The 13,335-nt window shown below is 68.9% G+C and carries 7 protein-coding genes; 4 read left to right on the top strand and 3 right to left on the bottom strand.

Annotated features, from left to right (window positions below):
• The first annotated feature begins 10 nt into the window (after window positions 1-10).
• The 3 genes from AORI_RS67270 to AORI_RS67280 all read left to right on the top strand — a co-directional run bounded on the left by AORI_RS67270 (window position 11) and on the right by AORI_RS67280 (window position 8,739).
• On the top strand, window positions 11-1,360 hold the full coding sequence (locus tag AORI_RS67270) for a GH1 family beta-glucosidase (RefSeq protein WP_016335579.1): 1,350 nt from the start codon (window positions 11-13) through the stop codon (window positions 1,358-1,360).
• Window positions 1,361-1,436: 76 nt separating this feature from the next.
• The gene (locus AORI_RS67275) at window positions 1,437-2,654 is read left to right on the top strand and encodes an HNH endonuclease signature motif containing protein (RefSeq protein WP_063751893.1); all 1,218 of its coding nucleotides are present in this window, start codon (window positions 1,437-1,439) and stop codon (window positions 2,652-2,654) included.
• 595 nt (window positions 2,655-3,249) lie between these two features.
• On the top strand, window positions 3,250-8,739 hold the full coding sequence (locus tag AORI_RS67280) for an ATP-binding protein (protein WP_016335582.1): 5,490 nt from the start codon (window positions 3,250-3,252) through the stop codon (window positions 8,737-8,739).
• A gap of 84 nt (window positions 8,740-8,823) precedes the next feature.
• On the opposite strand, the gene AORI_RS67285 is transcribed toward AORI_RS67280, so the two are convergent.
• The gene (locus AORI_RS67285; protein WP_016335583.1) at window positions 8,824-9,366 is read right to left on the bottom strand and encodes a bifunctional nuclease family protein; all 543 of its coding nucleotides are present in this window, start codon (window positions 9,364-9,366) and stop codon (window positions 8,824-8,826) included.
• Between the two features lie 23 nt (window positions 9,367-9,389).
• On the bottom strand, window positions 9,390-11,144 hold the full coding sequence (gene ctaD / locus AORI_RS67290) for an aa3-type cytochrome oxidase subunit I (protein ID WP_081809811.1): 1,755 nt from the start codon (window positions 11,142-11,144) through the stop codon (window positions 9,390-9,392).
• 133 nt (window positions 11,145-11,277) lie between these two features.
• Here ctaD and AORI_RS67295 point away from each other — a divergent pair, with 133 nt between their 5' ends.
• Window positions 11,278-12,285, top strand: coding sequence for a serine hydrolase domain-containing protein (locus AORI_RS67295; RefSeq protein WP_043848235.1), 1,008 nt, complete (start codon window positions 11,278-11,280; stop codon window positions 12,283-12,285).
• 140 nt (window positions 12,286-12,425) lie between these two features.
• Here the strand turns inward: AORI_RS67295 and AORI_RS67300 are convergent, their stop codons facing one another.
• Window positions 12,426-13,331 (bottom strand): LysR family transcriptional regulator, encoded by a 906-nt coding sequence (locus AORI_RS67300; RefSeq protein WP_016335586.1) that lies wholly within the window; start codon window positions 13,329-13,331, stop codon window positions 12,426-12,428.
• Window positions 13,332-13,335: the final 4 nt, after the last annotated feature.

Genomic DNA, 13,335 nt, shown 5'->3' on the forward strand with positions numbered 1-13,335 from the left:
CGGGGACGGCGTGACACTGGGGTTTCCGGACGGGTTCCGGTGGGGTACGGCCACGGCGGCGTACCAGATCGAGGGCTCGACGACGGCGGACGGCCGTGGACCGTCCATTTGGGACACCTTCACCGCGAGACCCGGCCTGGCCACCGGTGACCCGGCTTGCGATCACTACCGGCGCTACCGCGAGGACGTCCGCCTGCTGAGCGAACTCGGCGTGCCGTATTACCGGTTCTCCGTCGCATGGTCGCGGGTCATGCCGGACGGCCGCACGGTCGAGCCACGCGGTCTCGCCTTCTACGACCGTCTCGTCGACACGTTGCTGGATCACGGGATCACCCCGATGGTGACGCTCTACCACTGGGACCTGCCCGAGGCGCTGCAAGCGGAAGGCGGCTGGCCGAATCGCGAGCTCGCGGACCTCTTCTCGGACTACGCGCTGACCGTCCACAAAGTACTCGGCGATCGGGTGCGGCAATGGACCACGATCAATGAGCCTTTCTGCGCCTCCTTCATCGGCTACGGCAACGGCGATCATGCACCGGGCATCCAGGACGAGGGTGCGGCGCTGGTCGCCGGGCACAACCTCCTTCTGGCGCACGGCAAGGCGACACAGGCGTTGCGGTCTGCCGGCGGCGAGCAAGAGGTTTCCATCGTACTCAACTTCGCCCCGGTGCTGACCGATGCGGACGACGCCGCGCACCGCGAGGCCGCGCGCAAATTCGACTTCCTGCACAACAGGTTCTTCCTCGACCCCCTGCTGGGCCGCGGCTATCCGCCTGAGCTGCTGGCAGATCTGGCACACGTCGGCACACTGGAACCGGCGATCGCCGACGGTGATCTGGAGATCATCGCGCAGCCGCTGGACGTCCTGGGTGTCAACTACTACGCGCCCGCCCGCGCGGTCCCCCTCGACGACCCCGAGACCGACAGCAACTGCCCCCTGCCGGGCCTGCGCGGGATGGACGTCCAGCCGCCCCGCGGCGAGCTGACCTCGCTCGGCTGGGAGCAGCGGCCGGAGTGCTTCACCGAACTTTTGCTGTGGCTGCACGAACATTGCGACGGCCTGCCGCTCGTGATCGCCGAGAACGGAGCGGCCTTTGAGGACGAAGTCGTCGAAGGCCGCGTACACGACGAGAAGCGCGTACAGTACTTCGCCGAGCATCTCGCCGCCGTACACGCCGCTATCGAGCGCGGCGCCGATGTCCGCGGCTACATGGCCTGGTCGCTGCTGGACAATTTCGAGTGGGCCATGGGGTACACGCAACGGTTCGGGCTCGTGCACGTCGACTTCGAGACCCAGGAGCGGGTACTCAAGGACAGCGCCCTGTTCTATGCGGATGTGGTGGCGCGCAACGGTCTTTAGCGGCCGCTTCCGCTTGCTGCCGAAAACTGTCGGTGGTCGGTCGTATGTTCTCCGTGTGGACACACTCAACGCCACTGTGGCGCTACTCAAGGAAATCACCGCACTGGAAGCTCTTCGGGAGGTCAATGCTTCACTGGATACATTGGGGGACAACGATGCCGTGGATGCCGCTATCGCAGCTACGGAAGGAATCGCACGACTGGAAGCCATCCGGTTCCGCGCCCTGGGCCGGTTAAGCCGACATCGTGATGGCGCCTCCAGCGTGGCACAGGAGGTCGCGCTCGCTCTGTCCGTTGTAGACGGACACGCTGCCGCGCTGGTCTCCACCGCCCAGGCATTGACCACCCGCCTGCCCCGCACACTCGGGTTGCTGGATTCCGGAAAGGTAGGCGGCTATGGGGCGATGAAAGTCGCCGCGGCCACCGCCTGGCTCTCCGACGACGACGCCCGCGCGGTGGATACCGTTCTGGAGGACCGTCTGCCGGACCGGAACTCCGACCAGATCCGGAAAGCCGCCAACCACGCCGCGATGATGGCCGACCGCGACGGCGCGGCTCGCCGGGCCGAACGGAATCGCGGTGGCCGTCGTTTGTCGGTGCGGCACGGTGAGACCGGGGTCGCCTCCATCGAAGTCGAAGACGGCCCCGTCGAGAAGGTCGCCGCTGCCTACACGCGGATCGACCGTGAAGCCCGAGCCCTGCGGGCCGGTGGAGAGACACGCACGCTGGATCAGCTTCGTGCCGATGTCGCCCTCGATCTCTTGCTGGGTGGCCAGGGTGGGAAGAGCGAACGATCCGAAGTGTTCCTCTACATGGACCTGCACACCTACCTCGGACTGAACGACGACCCAGCCGAGATGGCCGGACACGGCCACATCCCGGCATCACTGGCCCGCGAGATCGCTAGCGGGTCGAACACGGTGCTGCGGCGGATCATCACCGACCCACTCTCCGGACAAGTCCTCGACCTCGGACGCGACCGCTACCGGCCCACCGCCGGACTCGACGAATTCGTCCGGGTCCGGGACAGAGAATGCCGAAGACCCGGCTGCCACCGCGTCGCCCAAGCCTGCGACCTCGACCATTCACTGCCCTGGCAGTTCGGTGGCCACACCGCGGACACGGAGCTGGTCGATCTGTGCCGCCGCGACCATCGGTTGAAGGACGAGCCGGGCTGGAACTACGCATTGGGTTCCGAGGGGACTCTCACCATCACCACGCCCACCGGGCAGCGCTACGACAGCACGCCTCCGCCACTGCACGAACCCCGCGCCGAAGAACCACCACCGTTCTGACCCGTCGCCGGAAAACGGCAATGGCGCATCGCAACGACAGCCACCAACGCCCGACCCGGCTTCCATCCGTCGCCGAAAAACGGCGAGACCCGGCAACCTCCACACGAGGGTCGCCCGGAAGCGCCCTACGCATCACAACGGCGCCACACCTCCGACAGCCATCGACCGACCGCCGCCTCACTCGTCGGCCGACAACCCTCGGCGTCGTCGCCGAAAAACGGCCAACCCCGGCAGCACCCACCGCAGCACGACAAGGCCCCGCCCCCTAACACCGTCGCCGAAAACCGACCACCCCCACCACCGGCAGCCACAACCCCAAGCGCCCCGGTGAAACCGGCGTGAACACCCGGTGACACCTCGCGACCCCACCCGGCAACCCCAGGCCCCAGTTGTCCAGTTCATGACGTCATCCGGCCCCACCGCTAGGTGTTCCACGACACTTTTTGGCGGGTTCCTACAATCCCCGGCCCCCGGCATGCGCCACCGGCGACATTCTCGTACCGGCCGGTAAGAGGCAGGCTGTTAGACAGGTATCAGGAGACTGTCCCGCACGTGATCCGGCGGGACGGTGCCGCTCACTTGGGAGGCTCAGTCGGTGTTCAGTCGTGTCGCCATCGTCAACCGCGGGGAAGCCGCGATGCGGCTCATCCACGCCGTCCGCGAGCTTTCGGCGGAGACCGGACGGCGGATCGAGACCGTCGCGCTCTTCACGGACGCGGACCGGTCGGCGACGTTCGTGCGGGAAGCCGACATCAGCTACAACCTCGGGCCCGCGTCGGCGCGCCCCTATCTCGACTTCGCCGTGCTGGAGCGGGCGCTGACCGAGACCGGGGCCGACGCGGCCTGGGTCGGCTGGGGGTTCGTGGCCGAGGATCCGGCCTTCGCCGAGCTGTGTGAGCGGCTGGGCGTCACCTTCATCGGTCCGAGCGCGGACGCGATGCGCAAGCTCGGCGACAAGATCGGCGCCAAGCTGATCGCCGAAGAGGTCGGGGTGCCCGTCGCTCCGTGGAGCCGCGGCGCCGTCTCCGATCTCGACGCCGCCATCAAGGCCGCCGACGAGATCGGCTATCCGCTGATGCTCAAGGCCACCGCCGGCGGTGGCGGTCGCGGTATCCGCGTCATCAGCTCCGCCGACGAGCTCAAGGACGCCTACGAGCGCACCAGCCTGGAGGCCGAGCGCGCCTTCGGCAGCGGCGTCGTCTTCCTGGAGCGCCTGGTCACCGGCGCCCGGCACGTCGAGGTCCAGGTCATCGCCGACGGTCAGGGCACCGCGTGGGCGCTCGGCGTCCGTGACTGTTCGGTGCAGCGCCGCAACCAGAAGATCATCGAGGAGTCCGCCTCCCCGGTGCTGAGCCCCGAGCAGGCCGACGAGCTCAAGCGGTCCGCCGAGCGGCTCGCGCTCGCGGTCGATTACCGCGGCGCCGGAACGGTCGAGTTCCTCTACCACCCCGGCGACAAGCTGTTCGCGTTCCTCGAGGTGAACACCCGCCTCCAGGTCGAGCACCCGATCACCGAGCTGACCACCGGCATGGACCTGGTCAAGGCCCAGTTGCACGTCGCTTCCGGCGGCAAGCTCGAAGGGGTCCAGCCCGCCGAGTTCGGGCACGCCGTCGAGGCGCGGCTCAACGCCGAAGACCCGGACCGCGACTTCGCGCCGTCCCCGGGCCGCATCGCCCGCCTGGACCTGCCCGCCGGCCCCGGTATCCGCGTCGACACCGGGGTCAGCGAAGGCGACACCATCCCGGCCGACTTCGACTCGATGATCGCGAAGATCATCGCCTACGGCCGCGACCGTGACGAGGCGCTCGGCCGTCTGCGCCGCGCGATGGCGCAGACCACGGTCATCATCGAGGGCGGCGCGACCAACAAGAGCTTCGTCCTCGACCTGCTCGACCAGCCCGAGGTGATCGACGGCAGCGCCGACACCGGCTGGATCGACCGCGTCCGCGGCGAGGGCAAGCTGGTCACCCACCGCCATTCGGCGATCGCGCTCGCGGCCGCCGCCATCGAGGCGTACGAGGACGAGGAAGCCGTCGAGCGTCAGCGGCTCCTCTCCACCGCGCACGGTGGCCGCCCGCAGGTCCAGCACGAAAGCGGCCGTCCGCTCGACCTCAAGCTGCGCGGCGCCGCGTACCGCGTGAGCGTCGCCAGGATCGGCCACCGCCGGTTCCGCGTCGGCGTCTCGGCGGGCGGCGGCGAGATCCACCCCGCCGACGTCGAGGTCGACCGGTTCGACGAGCACACCGGCCAGATCACCGTCAACGGCAGCCGGTTCCGCCTGGTCACCGGCACCCACGGCCCGATCCACCTGGTGGAGGTCGACGGCATCACCCACCGCATCAGCCGGGACGAGGGCGGCGTCGTCCGCTCCCCCGCGCCGGCGCTCGTCGTCGCGACCCCGCTGGAGGTCGGCGCCGAGGTCGAGGCAGGCGCGCCCGTGCTGGTGCTGGAAAGCATGAAGATGGAGACGGTGCTCCGCGCGCCGTTCCGCGCGAAGCTGCGTGAGTGCGTCGTCTCGGTCGGCAGCCAGGTCGAGACCGGAGCTCCCCTGCTGCGGCTCGAACCGGTGGCCGAAGAAGGCGAAGAGGTCGCCGAGGACACCGGCAGTGTCGAGATCGAGCTGCCCGCGGAGCCGGACGGCACGTCGGCGGCACAGCGGATCACGCGGGGACAGCAGGATCTGCGCAGTCTCCTGCTCGGCTTCGACGTCGACCCGCACGACGAGCGCCGCACGCTCAGCGCGTACCTGGCCGCCCGCGCCGAACTGGACGGCAACGGCGATCGCCCGCTGGAGGGCGAGGTCGAGCTGCTGACCGTGTTCGCGGACCTCTCCGAGCTGATGCGCAACAAGCCGGCGCGCGAAGACGCCAAGACGGACACCCGGGTGCACAGCTCCCGCGAGTTCTTCCACACCTACCTGCAGAGCCTCGACGTCGAACGCGCCGGGCTGTCGGAGTCGTTCCAGAACAAGCTGAAGAAGGTGCTGGCGCACTACGGCATCAAGGATCTGGAGCGGACGCCGGAGCTGGAGGAGGCGGTCTTCCGCATCTTCCTCGCCCAGCAGCGGACCTCGTCCGACGTCGCGGTCGTCACCGCGCTGCTGCGGCAGTGGCTCACCGAGCCGCAGCCGTTCGAGTCGATGCGCGAACCGGCGGGCAAGGCGCTGGAGCAGCTCATCGCCGCCACCCAGCTCCGCTTCCCGGTGGTCGGCGACCTGGCGCGCAGCGTGGTGTTCCGGTGGTTCGCCCAGCCGTTGCTGCGCCGCACCCGCGCCGAGGCCTACAGCGAGGTCCGCAAACACCTGCGTCACCTCGACCTGCACCCGGATTCGCCGGACCGCGCCGAGCGGATCGCGAGCATGCTGGCCAGCGCGCAGCCGCTGGTCCGCCTGCTCGGGCAGCGGATCGGCCGTCCCGGCACCGATCACAGCCCGCTGCTGGAGGTGCTGAGCCGCCGCTACTACGGCAACCGTGCGCTCACCGATGTCCAGCAGGTGACCGTCGGCGGCTGCACCTTCGTCACCGGCGACTACGCCGACGCGAACGAGCGGTTCCACATGGTCACCACCGCCGTCGACCGCGCCGGGCTGCCCGGGGCGATCAAGGCGGTCGCCGGCCTCGCCGCGCAGCTGCCCGCCGACACCGACGTCGAGGCGGACCTGTACCTCACCTGGGACGACGAGTCGGCCGACGACGACACGATGGCCGCCGGGCTGCGCGAGGTCCTCACGGCCGAGTCGCTGCCGAGCCGGATCCGCCGGATCACCACCACGGTCGCCGGGCACGGCGGTGCGGTGATGCACCACCACTTCACCTTCCGCCCGTCCTCGACCGGGTTCAGCGAGGAGCGGCTGATCCGCGGCCTGCACCCGCTGATCGCCCAGCGGATGCAGTTGCAGCGGCTGGCGAACTTCGACCTCACGCGCCTGCCGTCGGGTGACGAGGACGTGTACCTGTTCAAGTGCGTCTCGCCGATGAACCCGTCGGATCAGCGGCTGGTCGCGCTCGCCCAGGTCCGCGACCTGACCCCGCTGCGGGACAACGACGGCAAGCTGCTGGCCCTGCCCGCGGTCGAAGGCACGCTGGCGGGCTGCCTCGACGCGATCCGCGAGGTGCAGGCGAAGCTTCCGCCGAAGAAGCGCTTCGACACCAACCGGATCATGCTGTACGTCTGGCCGACCAGTGAGCTCACCGGCGAGGAGCTGGACACGGTCGCCCAGCGGGTGCAGCCGTCGACCGCGGGTGCGGGGCTCGAAGAGGTCCAGTTCCTCGGCAGGCAGCGCGACCGCGCGACCGGCGAGGTCAAAGAGGTCGCCGTGCGCATCGGCTACGACGTGAGCGGCGGCGTGCAGATGTCGCTGTCCGAGCCCACCACCGAGCCGATCCTCCCGCTCGACGACTACCGCCAGAACGTGCTGCGCGCCCGTCGCCGCGACACCGTGTACCCGTACGAGCTGACCGAGATGCTCGGTTCGTTCACGGAGTACGACATGGACGACACGAACACCCTCGTCCCGGTCGACCGGAAGAAGGGCCGCAACAAGGCGGCGATCGTCGCCGGGGTGGTCACCACGCCGACCGAACGGCACCCGGAGGGCGTCAAGCGCGTGGTGCTGCTGGGCGACCCGACGAAGGCGCTCGGCGCGCTGTCGGAGCCGGAGTGCTCGCGGGTGATCGCGGCGCTGGACCTCGCCGAGCGGCTGCGGGTCCCGCTGGAGTGGTACGCGCTTTCGGCGGGCGCGCGGATCTCGATGGAGTCCGGTACCGAGAACATGGACTGGGTCGCGGCCGCGCTCAAGCGGATCGTGCACTTCACCCAGAACGGCGGCGAGATCAACATCGTCGTCGCGGGAATCAACGTCGGCGCCCAGCCGTACTGGAACGCCGAAGCGACGATGCTCATGCACACCAAGGGAATCCTGGTGATGACGCCGGATTCCGCGATGGTGCTGACCGGTAAGCAGTCCCTCGACTTCTCCGGTGGCGTCTCGGCCGAGGACAACTTCGGCATCGGCGGCTACGACCGTGTCATGGGCCCGAACGGCCAAGCGCAGTACTGGGCGCCGAACCTCGCCGCGGCACGCGACGTGCTGATGTCGCACTACGACCACACCTACGTGGCACCGGGCGAGCCCGGTCCGCGCAAGGCGGTCACGAACGACCCGATCGACCGGGACATCTCGTCGTTCCCGCACGCGGCCGTCGACAGCGACTTCACCACGGTCGGCCAGATCTTCTCGCGGGAGGCCAACCCCGACCGCAAGAAGCCGTTCGACATCCGCACCGTGATGCGCGCGCTGTCGGATCAGGACCACCCGGTGCTGGAGCGCTGGCCGGGTATGGCCGACGCGGAGACCGCGGCCGTGCAGGACGTGCACCTCGGCGGGCGGCCGGTGTGCCTGCTCGGCATCGAGTCGCGTTCGGTGCCGCGCCGCGGTTTCCCGCCCACCGACGGCCCGGACACCTACACCGCGGGCACGCTGTTCCCGCGGTCGTCGAAGAAGGCGGCGCGGGCGATCAACGCGGCCAGCGGCAACCGGCCGCTGGTGGTGCTGGCGAACCTGTCCGGCTTCGACGGTTCGCCGGAGTCGATGCGGAAGCTGCAGCTGGAGTACGGCGCGGAGATCGGCCGGGCGATCGTCAACTTCGAAGGCCCGATCGTGTTCACCGTGATCTCGCGGTACCACGGCGGCGCGTTCGTGGTCTTCTCGAAGGCGCTGAACCCGAACATGACGGTGCTGGCGCTGGAAGGCTCGTTCGCCTCCGTGCTCGGCGGAGCACCCGCCGCGGCGGTCGTGTTCGCCGGTGAGGTCAACGCGCGGACCGCGGCGGATCAGCGGGTGCGGTCGCTCACCGAGAAGCTCAGCGGGGCGGTGGGTGCCGAACGTGCCGCGCTGGCCGCAGAGCTGGCCGAGGTCCAGTCGTCGGTGCGGGCCGAGAAGCTGGGCGCGGTCGCGGCCGAGTTCGACGGCGTGCACAGCATCGAGCGCGCGGTGAAGGTCGGCTCGGTGGACGCGATCATCAGCGCCGCCGAGATGCGGCCGCGCATCATCGAAGCGATCGAAGCGGGCCTGGCGAAGCAGTAACCGCCACCCCCTCCGGAATGTCATGAAAGGGCCGTTCAGGACGAAAAATGTCCTGAACGGCCCTTTCATGACATCCAGGGCAGGCTAGCGTGAAGGTGGATCGGGCGGCTGATCCCCGAAATCCTCCGGCGCGATCTTGTCCAGTGCCGCCCGGAACTCCTCGACCTCCCGTTCCTGCGCGACCGGGTCGGACGGCACCGTCGGCAGTTCCGCGTCCGGCCCGGCCCCCACGATCTCGACCCGCACCGAAGCGACCTCCAGTACCGCGTCCGCCACCTCGATCCCGACCCCGGCCCGCAAGCCGATCGCGACCGCGTCACTCGGCCGGGCGGAGACGCGGATTCCGGAATCGAGTACCAGATCCGCGAAGAAGATGCCGTCCCGCAGCGCGGTGACCTGCACCCCGGTGACCCGGTGCCCGAACGACTCGACCACCTGGCCGATCAGTTCGATCGTGCCGGGCCGGGGCAGCCGGATCCGTTCCTGCGCGAGCGCCACCGCGCTCGCCTCGGGGCCGCCGATCGTGATCGCCAGCCAGCGGCGTTCGCCCTCCCGTTCCCGCAGCAACATCACCGGTGCCGCTTCCGGGGCCAGGACTGCCATCCCCTCGACGTCCATCGAAATCATGCGCGGTACCTCATTCCCTCGCCTCAGGCGTCGTCGTCCTTGAGTGCCTTGTCCGCCACCACCTCCGACGGGGCGGGCCGGTCACGCCGCTGGAACGGCGTCGTGTGCCCCTCGGCGCGCAGCCGGGGGATCATGTGCGGGTAGTGGAGCTCGAACGCCGGCCGTTCCGACCGGATCCTCGGCAGATCGAAGAAGTTGTGGCGGGGCGGCGGACAGGTCGTCGCCCACTCCAGGGAGTTCCCGTGTCCCCACGGGTCGTCGACTTCGACGACCTCCCCGAACCGGTAGCTGCGGACGACGTTCCAGATGAACGGCAGCACCGACGCGCCCAGCAGGAACGCGCCGATCGTGGAAATGGTGTGCAGCAGGGTGAAACCGTCCGAGCTCAGGTAGTCGGCGTAGCGGCGCGGCATTCCTTCGTTGCCGAGCCAGTGCTGGACGAGGAACGTCATGTGGAAGCCGATGAAGGTGGTCCAGAAATGGAGCTTCGCGAGCCGCTCGTCGAGCATCCGCCCGGTCATCTTGGGGAACCAGAAGTAGATCCCGGCGAAGGTGGCGAACACGATGGTGCCGAACAGCACGTAATGGAAGTGCGCCACCACGAAATAGGTGTCGTGGATGTGGAAGTCCAGCGGCGGCGCGGCGAGGATGATCCCGGTCAGCCCGCCGAGCAGGAACGTCACCATGAACCCGATCGACCACAGCATCGGTGATTCGAAGGTCAGCTGCCCCTTCCACATGGTGCCGATCCAGTTGAAGAACTTGATCCCGGTCGGCACCGCGATCAGGAAGGTCATGATGGAGAAGAACGGCAGCAGCACCGCGCCGGTGGCGAACATGTGGTGCGCCCATACGGCGAACGACAGCGCGGTGATCGCGATCGTCGCGAACACCATGAGTTTGTAGCCGAACAACGGTTTCCGGCTGAACACCGGGACGATCTCGGTGATGATGCCGAAATACGGCAACGCGACGATGTACACCTCGGGATGCCCGAAGAACCAGAACAGGTGCTGGAACAGGATCGCCCCGCCGTTGGCCGGATCGAAGACGTGCGCGCCGAGCCGCCGGTCCGCCTCCAGCCCGAACAGCGCCGCGGTGAGGATCGGGAAGACCGCCAGGATCAGGATCGTGGTGAACAGGATGTTCCAGGTGAACAGCGGCAGCCGCCACATGGTCATCCCGGGCGCGCGCAGGCAGAGGATCGTGGTGACCATGTTGACCGCGCCGAGGATCGTCCCGAGCCCGGACACGATCAGGCCCATGATCACCAGATCGGCGCCGACGCCCGGGGTGTGCGCGGCGTTGGACAGCGGCGTGTACATCGTCCACCCGAAGTCGGGCGCACCGCCCGGCGTCATGAACGAGCTGAGCACCATCAGCCCGCCGAAGAGGTAGAGCCAGTAGGAGAACGCGTTCAGCCGCGGGAAGGCGACGTCCGGGGAGCCGATCTGCAGCGGCAGGATGTAGTTGGCGAAGGCGAAAAGATTCGGTGTCGCGTACAGCAGCAGCATGATCAGGCCGTGCATGGTGAACAGCTGGTTGTACTGCTCCTGCGACAGGAACTGCATCCCCGGCCTGCCCAGCTCGCCGCGCATCAGCAGCGCCATGAAGCCGCCGACGAGGAAGAACCCGAACGAGGTGCTCAGATAGAGCACGCCGATCGTCTTGTGGTCGGTGGTGCGGACGACGCTGAGGAAGACACTCCCCTTGGGGGCACGGATCCGCCCGCCGAAGCGGACGGCCTCCGGTCGCGGAGAGGGCTTCACGGCGGTCATGGCGACTCCCAGCACGAGGACACACCTTCTGAAGGCTGGTACCCCTCCAGGAGAGTCCCTACACGCGCGCTTTTCAAGGGCCGGCCGAGTAGAGGAACCTGGACACGGTGAGTGAAGGGGGCGTCCTTTGAAAATGTCCGTAATCCGTGCCGCCTCGATGGCACAGCAGTCGCGTGTCACGCCGGGAATCGAGGATATGAAGAGCTACCTGGAATCCCAGGTGGCCGATGTTTCCCACCGGGAGGTGATCGGGCCGGCACTGCCCGGCTCCGGAGCGAGCGGGGTGATCGTCCACGGCGGGGAACGCGTCGCGTCCTGGGGTGATCCCGGTGTGCCCGAAATGGCGTTCAGTGCCACCAAGAGCGTCGTATCGACCGTCGCGGGTCTCGCCTTCGACGGCGGGCTGCTCCCGGATGTCCATCAGCCGGTGCGCGACACGCTCGACATGCCCGAACTGACGGGCCCGCGCGCGGGCACGATCACCTGGCACCACCTGCTCCAGCAGACCAGTCAATGGGACGGTGAGCTCTGGGGCAAACCGGCGTGGGCGGACGCCGGAAGCCTCGGTCCGGGAAGCGCGCCGCCGGACGCCCCACCGGGCGGTGGATGGGCTTACAACGACGTCCGGGTGAACCTGCTCTGCCTCGCCCTCACCCGCCTGTTCGCCCGGCCGCTGCCCTCGGTGCTGCGGGAGGGCGTCCTCGGGCCGATGGGCGCGTCCGGCACCTGGTCGTGGCACGGCTACCGCGGCGCGACGACCCGTATCGGCGGCGAGGAGGTTCCCGTCGTCAGCGGCGGAGCGCATTGGGGAGGCGGCCTGTGGATCTCCGCCGACGACCTCGCCTTGCTCGGCCTGCTCTACCTTCGCGACGGCGAACACCACGGCCGCCGTCTGCTCAGCCGCGAGTGGATCGACCGCACCTGGAGCCCGTGCGACCACAACCCGGATTACGGCTACCTCTGGTGGCTCAACGACCGTCGGCGGGTCTTCCCCGCCGCTCCGCCGACTGGCCGGTGTGCCCGCGGGAACGGCGGCAGGCACCTGCTGTGGGTCGATCCCGAACGCGACCTCGTCATCGTGTCCCGCTGGGGTGAGGACGCCGGAGGGTTGCTGCACGAGGTCTCGGCCGCGATCTCCTAGCCGCCGCGATCCGTTCGGGTTTCGCCTTGCCGAAACGCGAATTCCGTCGCGAGAATTCTTCTTTCCGCCCCCTACAGTCGATACGCCATCCGGCCTGCTACCCGGAGTTCACCATTCCGCCTTCATCGGACCACCGGGAATCAGCGGGCTTTCGCATTACGGACGGCGATGCTCAGCAGTTCCGCGGCCGGACCGGCGAGCCGCCGCCCGGCCGGCCACACCGCGCGCAACTCCCGGCCGAAGTCGACGCCGTCCACCGCGACCGCGACGAGCCGCCGGTCGGCGACATCGCGGGCGATGGCGAGTTCGCTGATCACCGCCGGTCCGGCGCCCGCGATCACCGCGTTGCGGACGGCGGAGGCGGAACCCAGTTCCAGCAATGGTTTCGCCGGTCCGACCCCGGCCTTGCGCAGTGCGGCGTCCACCGTCTCCCTGGTCCCGGAACCGAGTTCACGGACCACGAGCGGCGTAATCGCCAGTTCGGCCGCGGTCACCGGGCGGCGTTTGCGCGCCCACGGGTGGCTCGCGGGCACGACGAGGACCAGGCGGTCGGTGGCCACCCGCCGGGATGAAAGGCCGGGCAGCGAACCCGGCGACTCGACGAACCCGAGATCGACCTTGCCCTCTCGCGCCATTTCGGCGGCCTGATCGGAGTTGGTGACCTCCAGCCCGAGGTACAGCCCGGGGTCGCCGCGTTTGAGCTCGCCGATCCAGCCCGGCACCAGATACTCGGCCAAGGTCATGCTCGCGGCGACGCGCAGATGCGCCTCGTGCTGAGTGCGCAGCGCTTCGGCGCCGTCGAGCAGACCGTCGAGTTCGGACAGCACGCGGTGCGCCCAGCCCGCGATGACCCGGCCGTCGGGGGTGAGCGCGGAGCCGCGCCGCGTACGGTCGACCAGCACCAGTCCCAGCCGTCGCTCGACTGTGGACAGTCGTTTGCTCGCCGACGGCTGCGCGATCCCGAGACTGGCCGCGGCCTGCCCGATACTGCCGAGCTCGTCCACGAGCACGAGCAGGCGCAGGGAGTCCAGATCGGGTGTGGTCATAGCC

This window comes from Amycolatopsis keratiniphila (assembly GCF_000400635.2).
Classification (GTDB): Bacteria; Actinomycetota; Actinomycetes; order Mycobacteriales; family Pseudonocardiaceae; genus Amycolatopsis; species Amycolatopsis keratiniphila.

Coding starts and splice junctions, on each gene's coding strand:
- AORI_RS67285 (WP_016335583.1), bottom strand. CDS start 9,366: ATGATTTCGATGGACGTCGAGGGGATGGCAGTCCTGGCCCCGGAAGCG.
- ctaD (WP_081809811.1), bottom strand. CDS start 11,144: ATGACCGCCGTGAAGCCCTCTCCGCGACCGGAGGCCGTCCGCTTCGGC.
- AORI_RS67295 (WP_043848235.1), top strand. CDS start 11,278: ATGTCCGTAATCCGTGCCGCCTCGATGGCACAGCAGTCGCGTGTCACG.
- AORI_RS67300 (WP_016335586.1), bottom strand. CDS start 13,331: ATGACCACACCCGATCTGGACTCCCTGCGCCTGCTCGTGCTCGTGGAC.